General features: G+C 57.1%; 20 protein-coding genes. 11 read left to right on the plus strand and 9 right to left on the minus strand.

The genetic code is table 11. The features are described from left to right. Nucleotides 1–29: 29 nt before the first annotated feature. Entirely contained in the window at nucleotides 30–920 is an 891-nt protein-coding gene (locus RCCGE510_RS32065) for a proline iminopeptidase-family hydrolase (RefSeq protein WP_007637442.1), read from the minus strand. A gap of 128 nt (nucleotides 921–1,048) precedes the next feature. Here RCCGE510_RS32065 and RCCGE510_RS32070 point away from each other — a divergent pair, with 128 nt between their 5' ends. Both RCCGE510_RS32070 and RCCGE510_RS32075 read left to right on the plus strand, forming a co-directional pair. Continuing rightward, on the plus strand, nucleotides 1,049–1,846 hold the full coding sequence (locus RCCGE510_RS32070) for a LuxR family transcriptional regulator (protein WP_007637443.1): 798 nt from the start codon (nucleotides 1,049–1,051) through the stop codon (nucleotides 1,844–1,846). A gap of 61 nt (nucleotides 1,847–1,907) precedes the next feature. Then, the gene (locus tag RCCGE510_RS32075; RefSeq protein WP_037080629.1) at nucleotides 1,908–2,810 is read left to right on the plus strand and encodes a proline iminopeptidase-family hydrolase; all 903 of its coding nucleotides are present in this window, start codon (nucleotides 1,908–1,910) and stop codon (nucleotides 2,808–2,810) included. Between the two features lie 37 nt (nucleotides 2,811–2,847). Here the strand turns inward: RCCGE510_RS32075 and RCCGE510_RS32080 are convergent, their stop codons facing one another. Beyond that, a complete protein-coding gene (locus tag RCCGE510_RS32080; RefSeq protein WP_007637445.1) occupies nucleotides 2,848–3,759 on the minus strand; it encodes an acetamidase/formamidase family protein in 912 nt (303 codons plus the stop codon). A 66-nt stretch (nucleotides 3,760–3,825) separates the two neighbouring features. On the opposite strand from RCCGE510_RS32080, the gene RCCGE510_RS35015 reads away from it, so the two are divergent. The 6 genes from RCCGE510_RS35015 to RCCGE510_RS32110 are packed head-to-tail and all read left to right on the plus strand — an operon-like array spanning nucleotide 3,826 to nucleotide 8,217. Next, entirely contained in the window at nucleotides 3,826–4,065 is a 240-nt protein-coding gene (locus tag RCCGE510_RS35015; protein ID WP_007637446.1) for a hypothetical protein, read from the plus strand. Between the two features lie 30 nt (nucleotides 4,066–4,095). Further along, nucleotides 4,096–4,953, plus strand: coding sequence for a transketolase (locus RCCGE510_RS32090; protein WP_007637447.1), 858 nt, complete (start codon nucleotides 4,096–4,098; stop codon nucleotides 4,951–4,953). Further along, nucleotides 4,946–5,935, plus strand: a complete 990-nt coding sequence (locus RCCGE510_RS32095) for a transketolase C-terminal domain-containing protein (RefSeq protein ID WP_007637448.1) — start codon at nucleotides 4,946–4,948, stop codon at nucleotides 5,933–5,935. Before RCCGE510_RS32090 ends, RCCGE510_RS32095 begins: the two co-directional genes overlap by 8 nt. Further along, nucleotides 5,932–6,585, plus strand: coding sequence for a hypothetical protein (locus tag RCCGE510_RS32100; protein ID WP_007637451.1), 654 nt, complete (start codon nucleotides 5,932–5,934; stop codon nucleotides 6,583–6,585). The genes RCCGE510_RS32095 and RCCGE510_RS32100 overlap by 4 nt, the downstream gene beginning before the upstream one ends. A 9-nt stretch (nucleotides 6,586–6,594) precedes the next feature. Continuing rightward, nucleotides 6,595–6,834 (plus strand): hypothetical protein, encoded by a 240-nt coding sequence (locus RCCGE510_RS32105; RefSeq protein ID WP_007637453.1) that lies wholly within the window; start codon nucleotides 6,595–6,597, stop codon nucleotides 6,832–6,834. Next, complete coding sequence (locus RCCGE510_RS32110; protein ID WP_007637456.1) at nucleotides 6,835–8,217, plus strand: AMP-binding protein; 1,383 nt, start codon at nucleotides 6,835–6,837, stop codon at nucleotides 8,215–8,217. Nucleotides 8,218–8,283: 66 nt separating this feature from the next. On the opposite strand, the gene RCCGE510_RS32115 is transcribed toward RCCGE510_RS32110, so the two are convergent. After that, nucleotides 8,284–9,168 (minus strand): glycosyltransferase, encoded by an 885-nt coding sequence (locus tag RCCGE510_RS32115; RefSeq protein ID WP_007637458.1) that lies wholly within the window; start codon nucleotides 9,166–9,168, stop codon nucleotides 8,284–8,286. A gap of 527 nt (nucleotides 9,169–9,695) precedes the next feature. On the opposite strand from RCCGE510_RS32115, the gene RCCGE510_RS32120 reads away from it, so the two are divergent. Both RCCGE510_RS32120 and RCCGE510_RS32125 read left to right on the plus strand, forming a co-directional pair. After that, entirely contained in the window at nucleotides 9,696–10,736 is a 1,041-nt protein-coding gene (locus RCCGE510_RS32120) for a long-chain-fatty-acid--CoA ligase (RefSeq protein WP_007637460.1), read from the plus strand. Beyond that, on the plus strand, nucleotides 10,720–11,955 hold the full coding sequence (locus RCCGE510_RS32125) for an acyl-CoA reductase (RefSeq protein WP_037080651.1): 1,236 nt from the start codon (nucleotides 10,720–10,722) through the stop codon (nucleotides 11,953–11,955). The genes RCCGE510_RS32120 and RCCGE510_RS32125 overlap by 17 nt, the downstream gene beginning before the upstream one ends. Before the next feature lie 50 nt (nucleotides 11,956–12,005). Here RCCGE510_RS32125 and RCCGE510_RS32130 read toward each other — a convergent pair whose 3' ends face one another. The 5 genes from RCCGE510_RS32130 to RCCGE510_RS32150 all read right to left on the minus strand — a co-directional run bounded on the left by RCCGE510_RS32130 (nucleotide 12,006) and on the right by RCCGE510_RS32150 (nucleotide 16,261). Then, nucleotides 12,006–12,731: an SDR family oxidoreductase gene (locus tag RCCGE510_RS32130; protein ID WP_007637465.1), complete on the minus strand. Its 726-nt coding sequence runs from the start codon at nucleotides 12,729–12,731 to the stop codon at nucleotides 12,006–12,008. Then, the gene (locus RCCGE510_RS32135; protein ID WP_240539731.1) at nucleotides 12,715–13,122 is read right to left on the minus strand and encodes a hypothetical protein; all 408 of its coding nucleotides are present in this window, start codon (nucleotides 13,120–13,122) and stop codon (nucleotides 12,715–12,717) included. Before RCCGE510_RS32135 ends, RCCGE510_RS32130 begins: the two co-directional genes overlap by 17 nt. After that, a complete protein-coding gene (locus tag RCCGE510_RS32140) occupies nucleotides 13,094–14,686 on the minus strand; it encodes a GMC family oxidoreductase (RefSeq protein WP_037080632.1) in 1,593 nt (530 codons plus the stop codon). The genes RCCGE510_RS32135 and RCCGE510_RS32140 overlap by 29 nt, the downstream gene beginning before the upstream one ends. Then, nucleotides 14,686–15,132, minus strand: a complete 447-nt coding sequence (gene fabZ / locus RCCGE510_RS32145) for a 3-hydroxyacyl-ACP dehydratase FabZ (protein WP_007637478.1) — start codon at nucleotides 15,130–15,132, stop codon at nucleotides 14,686–14,688. Before fabZ ends, RCCGE510_RS32140 begins: the two co-directional genes overlap by 1 nt. Before the next feature lie 451 nt (nucleotides 15,133–15,583). Next, a complete protein-coding gene (locus RCCGE510_RS32150; RefSeq protein ID WP_007637479.1) occupies nucleotides 15,584–16,261 on the minus strand; it encodes a class I SAM-dependent methyltransferase in 678 nt (225 codons plus the stop codon). Nucleotides 16,262–16,458: 197 nt separating this feature from the next. Between RCCGE510_RS32150 and RCCGE510_RS35020 the strand changes: the two genes are divergently transcribed. Further along, nucleotides 16,459–16,635, plus strand: a complete 177-nt coding sequence (locus RCCGE510_RS35020; protein ID WP_157179977.1) for a hypothetical protein — start codon at nucleotides 16,459–16,461, stop codon at nucleotides 16,633–16,635. Between the two features lie 49 nt (nucleotides 16,636–16,684). Here RCCGE510_RS35020 and RCCGE510_RS32155 read toward each other — a convergent pair whose 3' ends face one another. Then, nucleotides 16,685–17,302: an outer membrane protein gene (locus RCCGE510_RS32155; RefSeq protein ID WP_007637480.1), complete on the minus strand. Its 618-nt coding sequence runs from the start codon at nucleotides 17,300–17,302 to the stop codon at nucleotides 16,685–16,687. Nucleotides 17,303–17,691: the final 389 nt, after the last annotated feature.

A 17,691-nucleotide genomic window follows, 5' to 3' on the forward strand; every position in this document is an offset into this window, starting at 1 on the left:
TCGTCGGGTTTGAGCCGCTTTCATTTGCATCAGACTGCCTTGTGCCGGGCGAGAAAATCGAGAAGCGCCGGATAATAATCCTGCGGGTTTTCATAGAACGGCATATGGCTGGCATTGGCAAATACCTTGAGTTCGGCATTCGGCAGCGCAAGCTTCATCCTGAGCGCACAGGCCGGTGTCAGCTCGTCATGTTCTCCCGTCGTGATCAGCACCGGCAGCGTCAGCCGCGGCAGATCGGGGATGCGGTTCCAGTCCTTGAGGTTGCCGATATAGAGAAACTCGTTCGGTCCCTGCATCGTCTCGTAGGGCGCCATGTTCCAATCGTCGAGCGAGCGGCGCACCGGCGCCGGCCATTCCGGTAGACGGCAGACATGCCGGTAGTTGAGAATGGTGACGGCAGCGAGATATTCCGGATGATTGTAAGTGCCTTGCGCCTCGTGCTTCTGCATCATCGACACGGTTTCGGGACCGAGCGCAGCGCGTAGCCGTTCCAGTTCCGAGATCAGATGCGGCATGTCGGCGACGGTATCTTCGAGGATCAGCGTCTTGAGGTTTTCGGGATAGGTCAGCGCATATTCGATCGCCAGCCACCCGCCCCAGGAATGGCCGAGCATGTGGACCTTGCCGAGCCCCAGCGCCTTGCGCACCGTCTCCGTCTCCTCGACATAGCGGCCGATCGTCCAGAGCGAGAGATCGTCTGGCCGGTCGGAGGCGCCGGTGCCGAGCTGGTCGAAGGCGACGATGCGATAGCCCTTGTCGACGAGAGAGGAATGCGCCTCGCGCAGGTAGTCGCACGGCAGGCCCGGCCCGCCGTTCAGGCAGAAAACCGTCTCGCTGCCCATCCCGAAACTATAAGCAACGACGCGATAGCCATCGACATCGATCTCGAATCGCGCGTCCGGCCGTATTTCACGCCACATTGATCGCTCCGGCAGAAGATTTCGCTTGCTCAATAATTGGGCACGGCTAAATTTTTACCTTAAACCGCATTCTGTGCCAGCTATAAGAAGTGATAGGGTGGGCAGCACGCCGAACCCGGGAGCAAATCATGCTTGACGATATCGGAACGATCAGACGGCAGTTTACAGCGCACGAAACGCTGGACGGCCGGATCGACCAGGCCTTCGAGGCGATGCAGCAGATCGGCTTCGAGGCGCTGATCTACGATTACACGCCGGTGCCCTACGATCTCGACGGCGCAATCATGATACCATCGCTGCTGAAGCTCAGGAACATCTCGGACGACATGCACGATTACTGGTTCGATCGCGGCTATTTCCGTATCGATCCGGTGCAGCAGGTGGCGCTGCGCACCTCCGCACCCTTCTTCTGGAACTACGACCCGGACGCCGATACGTTGATCAGGCGCTTCATGAGTGAAGCCACGGCGCCGGTGATGCGCTATCTGAGTGAACGCGACATGTCGACCGGCGTCACCGTGCCCGTCCATATGCCACGCGGCGACTATGCGACGGTCACCGGTATCCGCTTCGGCCGCAATAGCGATTTCGAACGGCACGCGCTGCGCTATATCGCCGACTTCAACCTGCTGGCCCATGTCTTCCATGAGACCGCCTATTCGCTATTCGACACGCGGGCGAAAAGCGTCGGCACGATCCGCCTGACCGAACGGGAACGTGAATGCCTGCGCCATTCGGCGGAAGGTTATTCAGCCAAGGAAATTTCCCGCATCATCGACCGTTCGGTGCCGACCGTCGTCATGCATCTGAACGCCGCAACAAAGAAACTCGGCGCCCGCAACCGCACCCAGGCCGTGGTGCGCGCCACCCATTACCGTCTGCTCGAAGACCGGCCGACCCAGACTTGGCCACCCTATAACTTGTGATAGCTGCCGTCACCGCTACCGCCGCGTTATGGTCTTCAACAGACGAAAGATGGAGACACCAGTGACCGAAGTCGCGACGACCGAAGCCTATCTGCCTTTTCGCGATTATCGCACCTGGTATCGCATAACCGGCTCGCTAGAGAGCGGCAAGCTGCCCCTCGTCGTCGCCCATGGCGGACCCGGCTGCACACATGATTATGTCGATTCGTTCAAGGATATTGCCGCCCTCGACGGCCGCCCGGTCATCCATTACGATCAGCTCGGCAACGGCAATTCCACCCGGCTTCCGGACAACGGCCCGGATTTCTGGACGGTCGGCCTGTTTCTCGAAGAGCTGGACGCGCTGCTGTCCCATCTCGGCATCCAACATCGTTATGCCTTCCTCGGCCAGTCCTGGGGCGGCATGCTCGGCGCCGAACATGCGGTGCGCCGGCCGCAAGGCCTGAAAGCACTTGTCATCGCCAACTCGCCCGCCAACATGCACACCTGGGTTTCGGAAGCGAACCGGCTGCGGCAGGAACTGCCGAGAGAGGTGCAGGACACGCTGCTGAAGCATGAGCTGGCGGGAAGCCTCACCGATCCGGACTATATTGCCGCCTCGCGCGTCTTTTATGACCGCCATGTCTGCCGCGTGGCACCGTGGCCGCCTGAAGTCGCCCGGACCTTCGCGATCATGGACGAGGACAACACCGTTTACCGCAACATGAATGGTCCGACCGAATTTCACGTCATCGGCACGATGAAGGATTGGACGATCGAGAACAGGCTCGACCGCATCGAAGCCCCGACGCTGCTGATCTCGGGAAAATACGACGAGGCGACACCCATGGTGGTCAGGCCCTATCTCGAACGTGTCCCGGGCTGCGAATGGGTGCTCTTCGAAAATTCCAGCCATATGCCGCATGTCGAGGAAAAGCAGCTTTGCCTGGCGACCGTTTCCAGTTTCCTGTCGCGGCACGATTGAGACACACGCTGCCGGCCCATGACGATCAACGGATCGTCTACCGACGCACCAGCCATTTCTTGGCGACGCGGCAAGCCATCGTATAGGCCGGATCGAAGACGTTGCCGACGTCGTAACGCACCACCTGGCCGAGCAGATGGCTGGCCGCCGTCCTGTCCAGGCCATAATCCAACGCCAGCCAGGTCAACATTTCGCTGGTTGCATGCTGGAGCGCCTGATCGAGGGGCCGGGCATTGCCGATGGTGAAGATGTCCTCGGCGGTTTCGCCGCGCGGCCAGACCAGTCCGGCCTTCTTCTCCACCGTCAGCCGCACCGTGACGTCGAACGTCGTCTCGATGCCGGTTCCGACGATCTCGCCGTCCCCCTGCACGGCATGGCAGTCGCCGAGAAAGAACAGCGCGCCGGGAGCCGACACCGGCAAACGCACAGTAGTGCCGGGACCGAACAGCCGATAGTCCATATTGCCGCCATATTCGCCGCTGGTCGCCGTCGATATCGCCTGGCCAAGGCTGGGCGCCACACCGAAACAGCCGATCATCGGCGCGAGCGGCAGGACGAAATTCTCAAGGCCGGCGACCGGCTCGGACAGCCGGACGGTCAAGGCCTCACGGTCGATGGCCCAGATGGCGATATTGCGCGGCGGCAAGTCACGAACCGTCTCGGGATCGACCACATTGGCGGCGACGATGCTGCGGGTAAACCCGGTGTCTCTAGTCGGGATCATGTTGATGATCTCGACCTTCAGCGCATCTCCGGGCTCGGCACCTTCCACGAAGATCGGTCCGTTCATCGGATTGCCGCCGGGCGCCTGCCTGACACCATCCCTGTCATGTCCGGCCGCATCAAGCGTCTCAGTGATCACTGTGTCGCCACTGGCGACATGAAGCGCCGGCGGAAATGAGCCGATGACATTATGGAAGATCGTCGGAATGAAGCGGTGAGTGGTCATCACAATACAGCTCTCGCTCGTTTGGAATGTCATGAGGCCTGCAGCTGAACTGCCGGGCGTAGAGAGTTGCGGACTAGATCAGAGATCGCCAGCGATGCCAATATCCACCGCGACGTTCTGACGGAGGAAGACGGTCGGCCCTGCGTCGCCTCTTCGGTCGAATTGTCTTCTGCCCAGCCGATGCCTACCGATCCGAATGACACCGTCATCAAAGCGCTGCTCGCAATCAAGCGGCAACAGACCCGCACAAGCTTCAATTGGAAGGATCGGCAACGGGATGGTTTGAGATGGACCATTCCGATCTAAAACCGCTTCCGAAAGATGCAAGCTAGCCCGATGATCAATACAAGCTTCGAGGAGTCCTGCGCGCGGATTCGTCGTATAATCGTCGACACCGCGTTTCGGTGCGGACAGTCGGCGCACATCGGCGGTAGCCTGAGCATGGTGGAACTGCTGAATACGCTCTTCAGCGACGTGCTTTCGCATCGTCCTCATGAACCTCATTGGGACGGTCGCGACATCTTCATTCTTAGCAAGGGCCACGCAGTGCTTGGCTATCTAGCGGTGCTGCATCACTTCGGCTATTTCGACGCCGAAAAGCTTGCGACCTTTCAGACGAACGGCAGCGATCTGATCGCTCACCCGGTAAAGAAGGTCGCGCTCGGCATCGAAAGTTCCAACGGCAGCTTAGGCCAGGGCCTTGCCTATGGCATGGGTATCGCACTTGGTATGCGCAAGCGCAAACAAGACCGTCGTGTTTATGTGCTTCTCGGCGACGGCGAGTGCAATGAAGGATCCGTTTGGGAGAGCGCCGCTTCCGCTTCGGAAATGGGTGTCGGCAACCTTACCGCGATCATTGACGAGAATGGGTTCCGCAACGACGGGCCGAATGCCACCTACACCAATAGAATTGCATTGACGAACATCTGGACAGCTTTCGGCTGGAACGTCATCAATGTCGATGGCCACGATCACCATCAGATCCTGTCGGCTCTCCAGCAGGCAAAGCAGGTCGCGGATATGCCGACCGCCATCGTCGCCCGCACCGTGAAGGGCAGAGGATTGCCGTTCATGGAGAATAACAACGATTGGCATCACAATCGCATCACGGGAACTATCTATGAAGAGTGCCTGAAGGCGCTCGGCGAGAGCACTGGGTCGAAGCTGGAAACGGAAGGAGAATTCCGTGGTTGAGTTGTCGAGCCGCAATGCACGCACATGGTCGCGCATCGGGCCGCGGGCTGTTTATGGCCAAGCGCTGACAGCGCTTGCAACCGAAAACGAGAACATTATCGCTATGAGCGCCGATCTCGGCCGATCTTCCGGTCTTGACCGCTTCTCCAAGGAATATCCGGACCAATTCCTTAATACCGGTATTGCCGAGCAGAACATGGTGGGTTGTGCTGCCGGTCTCGCTCGCATGGGGTTCGACGTGTTCGCGTCGACTTTTGCGCCCTTTGCTTCAATGCGGGCAAGCGAACAGGTCCGCATGAACATGGGTTATATGGGCGAACCGGTGAAGCTCGTTGCACTTGGCAGCGGTCTGGCGATGGCTTATCTCGGCAACTCCCATTTCGGCCTGGAGGATGTCGCGGTCATGCGCACCGTGCCGGGCCTGACGATCATATCGCCAGCCGACTGCTCGGAAATTTACAAGACGTTGGAGGCCTGTGTCGGGTTCGACCAACCGGTCTATATCCGCCTGACCGGCACGCCCAATGCACCGGTCGTCTATACGGAAGACTACACGTTCGAAATCGGCAAGGCCGTTTGGCTGACGCCGCCACGCGAAGTGATGCTGATCTCAAGCGGCACGACGGTCGGGCATTGCCTTCTGGCCGCTGAAAAGCTGAAGGAGGCCAATCTGGATGTCGGCGTTCTTAACATGCATACGATCAAGCCGCTGGATGCGGTCGCACTGGCTGATGTGGCCCGCCATGCCAGCACGGTTTTCGTCATCGAGGAGCACACGACGGTCGGCGGTCTCGGCAGCGCAATCCTTGATCACTACAATGCTTTAGGAATGCCGTTTCCGCGCATCGTTACGCACGGCATTCCGGATCGCTTCGTCGAGGCTGGTGACTATGCCTTCATGCTGAAGGCTGCGCGCTTGGATGGCGAGGGTATCGCCGATTTCCTGCGGGAAAAGTTATTGCAGCAGGAAATCGAAGCATGAGTCTGGATCATTGGTACATTTACGGGGCAGGAGGCCTCGGTATTGAAACCATGGATATACTGCAATCGGCAATCCGCCGAGGCCAGCAGAAACCTCACCATTGTGCATTCATCGTCGACCATCCGACGGCGACTGAAGTGCTTGGGCTTCCGGTCTTCGCCGTGGGGGATCACGTTTCCGGCGCCAAAGTAACGATCGCAGTCGGTGAACCTTTTTCCCGGAAAGCTCTTCTCGAGAAGGTGGAAGGGTTGGGCCTCGTGCTTCAATCGATCTTCTCCCCCGATGCCTTCATTTCTGAGTATGCGGAGATTGCCGATGGCGTGATCGTTGCGCCGCATGTCTCCATTCAGGCGACGGCAAAGATCGGTCGAAACGTTGCCGTCAATACAGCTTCGATCCTTGGCCACGACATTGTGGTAGAAGAAAACTGCGTCGTCTCATCCATGGTCAATCTGGGCGGTGGCGCGCAAGTCGGGATGCTGAGCTATCTGGGCATGGGCGCACTCGTCAAGGAACGCGTGCAAATCGGGCACTCTTCGATTGTCGGCATGGGCTCGGTTGTGCATATCGACATTCCGGATGAAGTCATTGCGCTGGGCAATCCCGCGCGCGTCGTTCGCAGGAACGAAGACAAAAAAGTGTTCAAGTAGGAGCAAGAGATGAGCAACAAAGAAAAATACGATGCCGCTTTCATCGAAACTTTTGGCATTGGCGCCGAGGATTTGAGCGACGGCCTCCAGTATCAGAGCATCCGCGCTTGGGACTCGGTCGGTCACATGGCGCTTATCGCATCTCTTGAGGATACGTTCGACATCATGCTGGACATGGACGATGTGGTCGATTTCGGCTCCTACAAGACCGGCCTGAAGACGCTCGAGAAATACGGCGTGTCGTTCTGAATGTTCTGGCAAAGTCTCTCGGATGGCGCCGATGACAGGACGTTCCTGATCGCCGATGGACGCCGCTATAGCTACAACGACGTTTTCGGACTTGGAGATGCGCTATTCTCCAAGGCCGACAGGGCGATCGCACTGATTCTGTGCGATCGGTCGCCCGAAACCGTTGCGGCCTATCTGGGAGCCTTGCGGAAAGGCCTCGTGCCCATGTTGGTCGACGGTGAATTGACCCGTCACTCGCTGGAACGCACCATTGGAGCCTATACCCCCCGTTACATCGTCGCCCCCGCAGAGATGACGCTGGAAGACTACGCGCCAAGCGGGCGATTGGGCACAAAGGCTCTGTTCGAGCGATCGTCGGTCGTAAACACATCGCTGCATCAAGATCTTGCCTTGCTCATTCCCACCTCGGGTTCGACGGGCGACCCCAAATGCGTGCGACTAACTGCCAACAATATCGATGCCTGCACGCGTTCGATCGTCGAATATCTCGGCATGACCGGAGAACGCATTACGGTCAGCCTCCTGCCATTTCACTACTCCTACGGGCTTTCCGTTCTCCACAATACGATATTCGCGCGCGCCTGCATGGTGTTGACCAATAAGTCCATCCTCGACAGGAGCATTTGGCAAATGATCGAAGAGGAGAGGGTTACCGACCTTGCCGGAGTGCCCTTTACGTTCGAAACATTGCGGCGCATTCGCCTGAGCGAGGTCTGCCTTGGCAATCTCGTCTGCGTGACGCAGGCCGGCGGGCGCCTGGCGCCGGAGCTGACTCGCCATTTCTGGCAGTATTTTGCCGATCATGGCGTGCGCTATTTCACCATGTATGGCCAGACCGAGGCGGCCCCGCGTATTTCCTACGTTCCCCCCGCCCAGGCGATAGAGAAGCTTGGGAGCGTCGGCATTCCGCTGCCTGCCGGTCGGGCTTTGATTGCGGAAACGGGCGAGCCGATCGGCGAAGGTGAGCTGTTGTATGTCGGCCCGAACGTGTCGATGGGATATGCGAGCTCCGCTCAAGACCTTGAAAAGGGAGACGAATTCAAGGGGAAACTTTATACTGGCGACTATGCTAAAATCGATAAGGACGGGTTCATCACAATCGTGGGCCGTAAGAAACGCTTTATCAAACTGCACGGGATTTCAGTCAATCTCGATCATGCTGAGTCAGTGCTGAAGTCCGGCGGGCTTGATTGCATCGTCATCGGTGCCGAAAACCGCCTGATTGTCTGTATCAGGGAGCCGGACGCGGAGCGAGCGCAGACGGCGTTGAAGGATAACTTCAATTTCCACCCGTCTGTTGCAAGGGTTGTAGTCTCCGAAACCCTGCCGCTCACCTCCGCCGGAAAGCCGGACTATGTTACGCTGTCCGAGCGTTTCCTGTAGAATCCTGCTGTTATCCCGGAACCGCTGCACACTTCCAGGCGACATGCATCAGCCTATCGGCAATGATCAGAGCTTCGCCAGCATGGCCTGCAATTCGATGATCCGAGCCCTCAACTGCGGATAAGCGTTCTGCCAGTAGCCGTAATGGTCGAGCAGACGGCGCATCGAGACCGGCAGGTCCTCTCTTGACATATAGCCCTTTTCGAAGGCCATCTTCATCACTTCCTCATAGTAAAGAATGCCGTTGATGAAGAGCGGATTGATCTCGTGATTTGAGGTCGAATTGGCATGCTGCCGGAAATAGGAAAGCGGATGCGGATGTCCGATGATCGGGCCACGTTTGGCGAGATCGATCCATGCCGATAGATCAAGGATGCCGCGGAAGATCCCGTCCTCATCGACCCGAAACAAGCGGAATGCGCCGTTCTCGTCGAAGCAATCTGCCTTTCGGAACATCACGCTTGAGAACTCGCCGATCAGGTTCATATGGTTGACAGCCGTCACACGGATGAAGGCGCCGCCGTCGATGACCTTTGTTTCGTCCGCAATGCCGAAGTGATTGACCAGCGAGGTGATTCGGTTTGTCTCATTGATCAGATAACGCGGCGAGAACGCGAGCCTCGTGCCGAGATGACGGCTCCCCTCCAGTGTCTCTAACAGGAACTGAACGCAGAATGGGTTGAGAATGTCATCATCGAACAGAAACTTGATGTATTCGCCGTTCGCAAGATTGGCCAGCCGGATGACATTGGAAAACTCGCTCGGCTTGGGATTACGACTATAGGAGAGATGTTGCTGATATCGCTCGCAGATATTTGCGATTGCATCCGTTGGACAATCGTCTGAAACGATAATCTCCGTATCGCCATAGCTTTGCCCGATGGCACTCTTTAAGGCTTGCTCAAAGAAGTCCGGCTTGTAGGCGGGGATGCAGATTGATACCCGGGGCATTGCTACGTCCTTTTTGCGGTTGTCTCGCCCGTGAACGTGGAAGTGGCATGATGCCGGCGCAGCTGCAGGTTTCGGCGTTCGCAGTTCCACAGCAAGAGATTCAATGTCGAATGAAATCGGTGCTTCGCGACTGTCGATGGGGCGGTAGGGCCAGCACGTTCAAATGCCCTGATCTCCTGCAGTCGTTGTCCGTTCAACGCGCTTGTGGTCGAAGAGCAGCCAGCTGCGGCATTTTCCACAGGCGCCTCATTCACGACGATACGGCAATCACTCGAAGCCTGTGAGATCATCTGGCGGACTGCATCTTTCAGAAGCGGTTTCTGTGCGGAAACGGCCCATCTCAAACCATCTCGCCGCCGATTTTTTCAATTCAACCTTGTGCGAGTCTTTTGCCCTCTTCCTCGCCGTCGCGCACCCGCGCGCAAGCCACGAGAAAGCTAAACCATCTAGTTTGCGGAGACAATCAAGGCCCGGTTTCCACCTTGTGGCATGGCCACGGCAGCATGGGACGAAGAGGCTGAAACGCGATGACCATGGACGACCAACGCGCCAATAATCCTGTTGTGTTCCTGAACGAAATCAATTCGTTGACCGAGCATCACAAGGCGTATTGCGATCTTTACAGCCATTATGTGCGAACAATGTTCGGCGACCGCACGGCGACTTCGCTCGCCGAAACGCCCTATCTGCCAGTCCGTGCCTTCAAGAATTTCATCCTGAAAAGCGTCCCCGATAGTGAGGTCGTCAAAATCATGACCTCCTCCGGCACGACCGGACAGGTTTCCAGGATCTATCTCGACAAGGAAACGTCACACGCGCAATCGCGCAAGCTCGTCGAGGTTTTCTCGATCGCCTTCTCGAAAAGCCGCTTCCCGATGCTTGTCATCGATGCGGAGAACACTGTTGCCGATCGTCGGAAGTTTTCCGCGCGCACGGCAGCGATCAACGGTTTCAGCATGTTCTCAAGAGGACGCGATTTCGCGCTCGACGACGAACTTTCCGTCGACATCGATCGCGTGCAGGCCTTCGTCGAAAGCAATCGCGACAACCGCATCTTCATCTTCGGTTTCACCTCTATCGTCTGGCTCAACTTTGTTCAGATGCTGCGCCGCCAGAATGTGCGGCTCGATCTGTCAAACAGTTTCCTGCTGCATGGCGGCGGATGGAAGAAACTCGCCGACCAGAAGATCTCGGATGCGATGTTCAAGGACGAGCTCCGCGAATGGACCGGCTGTACCGACATACGGAATTATTACGGCATGGTCGAGCAAACGGGTACGATCTTCATGGAGTGCGAACACGGCAATATGCATGCCGCACCCGGCTCGGACGCTCTCATTCGCGATACTTCGTCGCTCGATGCGCTCCCGCACGGCCGGGAAGGCCTGATCCAGGTCTTCTCCTCCATCCAGAAAAGCTATCCGGGTCACTCGTTGCTGACCGAGGATGTCGGCTTCACGCTCGACGGCGCATCCTGTTCCTGTGGCAATCGAAACACGATTGTAAAAATCAACGGCCGGCTGCAGAAGGCGGAAATTCGAGGATGCAGCGATGCCTATAATTCGTGACGACAGGTTCGAAGCCGGCGACTGGCTGAAGCAATTCGATCTTTCGTCACGCCACGCTTTCTTCGATGAGTTGGTTGTCGATTTTTTGCATGAGCTTTCCCGCCGTCTGATGACGGACAACGATGCCCGACATTATCCGGACCTCGTTACCTTCGCCTATTTCTGCCGCAAGGCGAATCTGCGGACACTCTCGCAGCGATATCGAGATGCAGAATATCGAAGTGGATGGGGTACTCTGGCCCATATCGCGCCATCCAATATTCCCGTCAATTTCGCTTTCTCGTGGGTCTTCGGCATGCTGTCCGGCAATTCGAACATCGTGCGCATGCCGAGCAAAGCATTTCCACAGAACGATATCTTCTTGCGGGCATTCGACGGCACTGCAGCATCGGAAACATTCCGATCGATCGCGGTTGGCAATGTATTTATCCAGACGGTGCGCGGAAGTGCCAAGCTCAAGGAGATCGTTGCCGCGGTTGATGGCCTGGCAGTTTGGGGAGGCGACGCGACCGTCGCCGAATTCCGCGCGCTGCCGAAGAAGCCTAGATCCGTCGAGCTTTATTTTCCGGACCGAACATCATCGGCCGCGATCGACGTCGGCGCCTATTCAGCGCTTGAGGCAGAACAGAAGACAAAACTGGCGCGAGATTTCTTCAACGACACCTATCTGGTCGACCAGAATGCCTGCTCCTCGCCAAGTCTGGTCTTCTGGCTCGGCGAGCCGGCCGCGATCGCGAAAGCCAAGGTCGATTTCTGGCATCATCTCGACGAAGAGCTCCATCGCCAGGACTTCCGCCTGGATACCGTCGCACGACTGGACAAGTTTCTCGACCTGATGGATGCAATACGCACGACCGGGGCAAGCCTGGCTCTCAACCGCTATTCGCCCGATATCTGGTGTATCGGCCAACCCCTGCCGAAGGAGACACGGCTGCGTTTCGGCCAGTTTGCAGAAATTGAGGTACGGGCGCCTTCCGATATCGCAGCGTTTCTTCGCCCGCAGGAACAGACCCTGACCTATTTCGGGCTGCAACCGCAGGCGCTCTTCCTCGCTCTCCGGTCGGGTTCTTCCAATCATGCAATCGACCGCATCGTCCCGATCGGCAAGGCGCTCGATATCAACCCCTTCTGGGATGGCAAGGACGTTCTGTCGCTTCTATCCCGGCGTATCGAAATAGTTGAAGGGCGCGAGAACGCAGCAATATCCGCAACAGCCTAGCCCGAGAACTGAGCGGTTCAGTTCGCAACTCTCCTGCCCATCGGTGTAGATCAATGCAGCCCTCTGTCCAGCCGCAGGATCTGTCCGGTCATCTTCGATGATGCGTCGGCCACCAGATAGGCGACAAGTTCGGCCACGTCGGCCGCTTCGACCACTCCCTGCAATGGCGAACGCTCATCCAACGCTGTTCTTGCCTTTTCGTCCATCTGGGCAGCCATATCGGTCTCGACCACCGCGGGCGCAATGGCATTGACGCGAATTCCGAATGGCCCCAGCTCGGTCGCCATCACCTTGGTGGCGTGGATCAGCGCAGCTTTGCTGCCACCATAAGCGAGCGTTCCCGCGTCTGAGAGCAGTCCGGCAGTCGATGCGATATTGACGATGGAGCCCGCCTTCGCCCGCACCATTTTCTTCGCCACATATTGAGAAAACAAAATCTGGTTGAAGTAATTGACGTCGAATACCCGTTTCAAATCCGGGATGCGAGCCATCGAAAAAAGTCCGCCGGCAGCGACACCGGCGCAATTCACCAGCGCATCGATGCGCTGGTATTGCCGGTGAAGTGCCTGTGCACATTCCTTCACCGAATCCGGGTCGGCAAGATCGAGCTGGAAGAAGCGGACATCGCCTTCATCCCCGGTTGGAAGTGCGGGAGGCGGATGGCGACTGCAGGCGGCGACTGAAAACCCGTCCCCGACCAGCTTCCGAACAATGGCGAGACCTATACCTCTGCTGCCGCCTGTCACGACCGCAACGCGTTCAGGATCGTTCGGCATCTGCAAGCCCTCCACAATTGGCGATCACCGGTTCCAGGAGATCATAGTCGATATCGTCCATTACGGTCCGGTGCGGGAAAAGCGGAACCGGTTTGCCGGTAAGTGCCCTCGCAACGGCCGGCGTCGAAAAATAGAGGGCCACCGCTTGCTCTGTGAAATGGTCGACCAGGTCCGGTGCGCCACTTCGCAGCGCCTTGAGCAAGACATTGACGTCCTCAGGCCATGCGGCCTCCGTCTCCTTCAGAATTAGGGCATCAATCTCGTCCAGACCGGCAAACCGCTCTCCCAGACGCGCGGCCGCAATTGCATCGAATGCCGGGACCGATCTTTCGGGCTCACCGGGAAACATCCTTGCCAGCAGTTTATAGGATGGTCTGTCTGACACGTTCATCGATGCGATCCGAAAGGAGAAGGGCAACTGCCTGAATGGTATTGGCAGGATTAACGCAGGAACCGGTAACGAAGACGCTGGAGTCGATGACGTAGAGATTGTCGGTATCGTGAACTTTTCCCGATGGATCGACGACGGAGTGCCGCGGGTCGTCGCCCATCCGCGCAGTTCCGAGCAAATGCCAGCCGGTGTTGCGGACCGGGCCATAGGCCGAGCTTCTCACGGCTCCCGCCGCCGCCATCAGTTCGCGCCCGCGGGTCATGCCGCGCACCATCATCTTTTTCGTATTTTCGTGCAGCTTGTAGTGAACCTTGATGCCCGGATCTCCGAAACGATCCTGTCGTGTTTCGTCCAGCTCGATCCTGTTCTCTACCTCCGGCAGATCTTCGCAGATGATCGCCACAACGAGCTGCTTGCCATAGAGCGCATCGAAATCGCCATAGATATCGCTCCCGAAACGCAGCTTGCGTTTGCCGAGCGCAGACATCGCCGTCTCGACAGGCCCGGTGCCCCGCAATGCGTGCATCATATATCCAAGCTTGTATCCCCCTTCCTGCGAACGGTAAAACTGCAGGCTGTAAAGCATGCACCCCTGCGGGCCGGCGTCCGTGTCCATCCGCTCGGCAAAGATGCCTTCGACGTAACCAAGCGGATGGATCATCAGATTGCGGCCAACGAGACCCATCATATTGCCGATCCCTGTCGGGCGCTCGGCACTCCTCGAATTGAGGAGAATGCGCGGCGTACCGACAGCACTCGAAGCAAGGATGACGTTCTCAGCGTAAAACGCATGACGCTCGCCGCTCGCATCAAAACCCTCGACGCCGTAAGCCATACCGTCCTTGACCAGGACCCGCGACACAGCGAATTCGGGAACAACCGTTAGTCCTTGCCTCAAGGCATCCGTCAGATAGGTATTGTCGGCACTCGCCTTGGCCCCTTGCGGGCAGCCCGTGTTGCAAGGGCCAAGATTGAGACAGGCACTGCGCCCGCCTTTGTCCCGCGTGGCGATTGCGGCGAAGCTTGGCCACCAGTGCCAGCCTTTTTCATTGAACGCCCGACCGAGCCGGGCACCCGCCACGCCAAGCGGCACAGGAGGAAGCGCCTCCTCGATGTGCGGATAATAGGGATCGCCGACGAGACCGGACATGCCCATCTGCCGTTCGTTCAATGCGAAATAGGGCATCAGTTCGGTATAGCTCAGGGGCCAGTCCTCCCCGAGGCCTTCATTGGTCTTCAATGCGAAATCGGGCTCAAGAAACCGTGGAAAATGACCGGAATACAACACCGTTGAACCACCAACGGCGTTGAAGTTGCATACCGCAATCGGGGAATCCCCATCATCGACCGGGTAATCGAAACGGTTTTGCCGCTCTGCAATTGCTGGATTAAACTCGGTCTTCTTTCGGACCTCCCAGTCCGGACCCGTGGACGGGTAACTGGAAGGCTCCATTCGCGGGCCGCGATCAAGGCACAACACCCGATATCCCTTCGACGTCAGCCGCCAGGCCGCTGCCGCTCCCGCTGCCCCGGCTCCGACAATGATGAAGTGGAAACGGTCCATTACTTCGGAAGAAACTGTTCTAGGATTTCCGGTATCGTAATCAACATATCGGCCTCGCAAGCGATGGTGCCGTTGGTATAACCCGTCGCGTGACCCTTACATATGCCGCGTCGCCAGCTGTCCACATAAGCCTCGATCTGCAGGCACTCTCCCGGCAGAACTTCCTTGCGAAACCTCACCGTATGCTGAAGCGCATGCGTGATCATTCCCTTCAACCCTTCCTGCGTGGTGATCGCGACCGTGAGCATCTGCGCCATCGCCTCGAGCTGCAGCGCGCCGGGCATGTTCGGACGACCGGGAAAGTGAATGGGAAAATACCACTCGTTGTTGGAGAGGTTCTTGTAGCCCTTTGCATGTTTACCTGGCTCGACGTCGGTGACGCAGTCGATCATCAGGAAAGGATATCGATTTGGCTGATAATCCTTCAGCGCCTCCCCGTTCAACATGAATCCCAATGTTCTTACTCCTGCTCTTTGTCGGACAGCTAAAGCATATTCGGCGGCACGATCCTGGAAACACAATGTCCATGGATCTGACTCGCGAAATTAAGGCGTACTGCGGCTTAACAAGCCAACCCTGCCGCAGGCTTACGCAGAACCCCGCCCAACTTGCGCGGCAAAAGCGCCTCGCGAGCGACCCACATTGGACCTCCGCCGCTATCAGCTCGATAGCTTTCATGACCGGACGGCAGCCGGCAAATGATCACTGTGGAATGGCCGCACCTACTAACAGATCCGCCCGAAAATCGGAATCGATTTTCGGGCGGATGTGTAGATTCAAAGTGTTAGGAGCATCCTTCGTGCGTCCGAAAGGCTAAGCGTCCTTGCTAGGGCAACTCACGAAAGCTGGCTGAGGGTAAAGACAGAGTGCTTGCCAGCGTTCGAGAAGCGGGGAATTTCACCCGCCCTTTCGCTTCCGCAGGACATAGCTGCTCTCGTACTCCGGCAATTGACCCAAAACATCATAACCTTCGAACAAGCCCGCTGCATTTATCCTATCTACGGCGGGTCCTACTTCCGGTGAATGGGCAAAATCGCCGTAGTCGTCGAAGACGACATACCCACCAGGTACAACAAATCGCTCATAAAGAAAGAAATCTGCCCATACGTTCTCGCTCGCATGACCGCCATCGATATGCAAAATCTTGAACCGTTTGGAAGCCTGAAGCGTGCGCTCGATGGCATTCTGCGAGTAACCTCTTACCAAAATGCAGGTTCTATAGAGAGCGTTGCGAAAATAATCGACTTCTTGAAGCTGCCCTGGCAATTCGAATGGATCGATTCCAACGAGTTTTGTTGACGGTGACGAAAGCCTTTGCATAAAGGCGAGAGACTTGCCTTTCCAGACGCCGATCTCGACGATATCTCCCTCGATTGAGGCCACGTCGATACTGAGAAATCCCAAAAGCTTGACGTAAGAATGAAAGGACAATTCTGTGCGCGACATGTACTTGACTGGCATCGCGGCATAGGCTGCGGCAAAATCTGTCCCCAGCTGATCCCATTCATTGTCGATACGTGCCCGTATTGCAGGATCCGTCATCAGCGTTTTTAGACTATCCATTGCCCCGTCCATGATTGGCCTGCCAGATTTTGTTGTCTTTCCCTATCAACCGAGGGACCCAACCCACCATTCCTTCGATGTGTTATTGCTCTGATTCTGTCAATATGGATTGCCCCCATTTCGCCGGACAGGTCGGCTATTGATAGCCGGCATTGTAATCACAGCGTGCGCCGAAATTACGGGCCGCCTTGACAAGCAGCCGTCTAAACATGGCTTGGCCTCCACGCGAAAATCGCAAGCGGCAGCAGCGCCGGGACCACGATCAGTGCAAGATCGTGCGCGATATCACCGAGTTCGGGACCGTGCATGCCGATCTCGGTGAGATGCAACAGGGCGCGGCCGAGCAGGTGGCTGGCCGCCGTCGGGAGGACTCACTGGAATCCTGAAAGCAGGTGATCGCGCCTCGACCGACGTCGAAGCGCGATCACTTTACGTTCAGAATTTGACGCTGGTGCCGAGCGTTACTTTTTGCTGATTGACCTCGAAATCGCCGAGCGCCGAACCTAAATCCTTGCCTCCGAAGTCGTCATAGCGATATTCAGCGCGCATCACTATATTGTCTGTTAAGGCGCGCTCTACACCTGCGCCGGCGGTCCAGCCAATCAGAATGTCGTCCTTCTTGCCAACGCCCGGCACGTCGACTTCTCCACCGGCTGCGGCTACACCCCCGGTTCCGTAGATCAGCGTACGGTCCAAGGCATATCCCAAGCGGCCGCGCGCCGAGCCGTCCCATTTAAGGGAAACGTCACTCCCATCCTTCCAGTTGTAGTTGAAGTCATTCTCGATACCGAAGATGAAAGGACCATGCTGGAAATTATATCCGCCATAGATACCCGTGGACCCGCCATCGAGATCCTGCTCGGAACCGCTGAGGTAGCTTGCATGTGTCGCGGTATATCCGCCTTGAAGTCCAAGATAGAATCCAGACCAGTCGAAGGCCGACTGAGTCTGTTCCTGGTGAACATACGCGGGATCTTGAACCACGAGATCGGCGGCAAAAGCCGGCACTGCCGATAAAGCCATGGCGGCAAACGCGATTATCTTTTTATACATTAAAGTGCCTCGTCATTCGATTATTGGAGGAAGCTCAGCAAACCGGCAAGTCGGCTGGGGCCGATGCATTATGGTGCGGTTCGGAGTTGCGGTTTGCACTTTATTGTTGAGAAATGTTGTGAACTCGGACACGGCGCAGGCGCCAAAGTCGCGCGTCAAAGACGTCTCCAGAAGAATCGATAACAAACGGGCGCCAGCGCATGTTCAGTCTGCCGCCCGATCTTACTGCTCGATCGCCGGCCGCGGAATCCAACGCAGGGGGTGTGGCATCCAACTGGCAGAAACACGACACTTCGACTTTTCGCCTGCAAACGTGCGGCCGCAAAACACAACAGCCTATCTCATTGTAATAAAATATTATTTATGTTCCATAACATGCATTACGCCGT

Source organism: Rhizobium sp. CCGE 510 (genome assembly GCF_000292525.1).
Taxonomy (GTDB): Bacteria; Pseudomonadota; Alphaproteobacteria; order Rhizobiales; family Rhizobiaceae; genus Rhizobium.

Excerpts from the sequence above, each read along its gene's own strand:
- RCCGE510_RS32065 (WP_007637442.1), bottom strand. The coding sequence starts at position 920 with ATGTGGCGTGAAATACGGCCGGACGCGCGATTCGAGATCGATGTCGAT.
- RCCGE510_RS32070 (WP_007637443.1), top strand. The coding sequence starts at position 1,049 with ATGCTTGACGATATCGGAACGATCAGACGGCAGTTTACAGCGCACGAA.
- RCCGE510_RS32080 (WP_007637445.1), bottom strand. The coding sequence starts at position 3,759 with ATGACCACTCACCGCTTCATTCCGACGATCTTCCATAATGTCATCGGC.
- RCCGE510_RS32090 (WP_007637447.1), top strand. The coding sequence starts at position 4,096 with ATGATCAATACAAGCTTCGAGGAGTCCTGCGCGCGGATTCGTCGTATA.
- RCCGE510_RS32100 (WP_007637451.1), top strand. The coding sequence starts at position 5,932 with ATGAGTCTGGATCATTGGTACATTTACGGGGCAGGAGGCCTCGGTATT.
- RCCGE510_RS32105 (WP_007637453.1), top strand. The coding sequence starts at position 6,595 with ATGAGCAACAAAGAAAAATACGATGCCGCTTTCATCGAAACTTTTGGC.
- RCCGE510_RS32110 (WP_007637456.1), top strand. The coding sequence starts at position 6,835 with ATGTTCTGGCAAAGTCTCTCGGATGGCGCCGATGACAGGACGTTCCTG.
- RCCGE510_RS32115 (WP_007637458.1), bottom strand. The coding sequence starts at position 9,168 with ATGCCCCGGGTATCAATCTGCATCCCCGCCTACAAGCCGGACTTCTTT.
- RCCGE510_RS32120 (WP_007637460.1), top strand. The coding sequence starts at position 9,696 with ATGACCATGGACGACCAACGCGCCAATAATCCTGTTGTGTTCCTGAAC.
- RCCGE510_RS32125 (WP_037080651.1), top strand. The coding sequence starts at position 10,720 with ATGCCTATAATTCGTGACGACAGGTTCGAAGCCGGCGACTGGCTGAAG.
- RCCGE510_RS32130 (WP_007637465.1), bottom strand. The coding sequence starts at position 12,731 with ATGCCGAACGATCCTGAACGCGTTGCGGTCGTGACAGGCGGCAGCAGA.
- RCCGE510_RS32135 (WP_240539731.1), bottom strand. The coding sequence starts at position 13,122 with ATGAACGTGTCAGACAGACCATCCTATAAACTGCTGGCAAGGATGTTT.
- RCCGE510_RS32140 (WP_037080632.1), bottom strand. The coding sequence starts at position 14,686 with ATGGACCGTTTCCACTTCATCATTGTCGGAGCCGGGGCAGCGGGAGCG.
- fabZ (WP_007637478.1), bottom strand. The coding sequence starts at position 15,132 with ATGTTGAACGGGGAGGCGCTGAAGGATTATCAGCCAAATCGATATCCT.
- RCCGE510_RS32150 (WP_007637479.1), bottom strand. The coding sequence starts at position 16,261 with ATGGACGGGGCAATGGATAGTCTAAAAACGCTGATGACGGATCCTGCA.
- RCCGE510_RS35020 (WP_157179977.1), top strand. The coding sequence starts at position 16,459 with ATGGCTTGGCCTCCACGCGAAAATCGCAAGCGGCAGCAGCGCCGGGAC.
- RCCGE510_RS32155 (WP_007637480.1), bottom strand. The coding sequence starts at position 17,302 with ATGTATAAAAAGATAATCGCGTTTGCCGCCATGGCTTTATCGGCAGTG.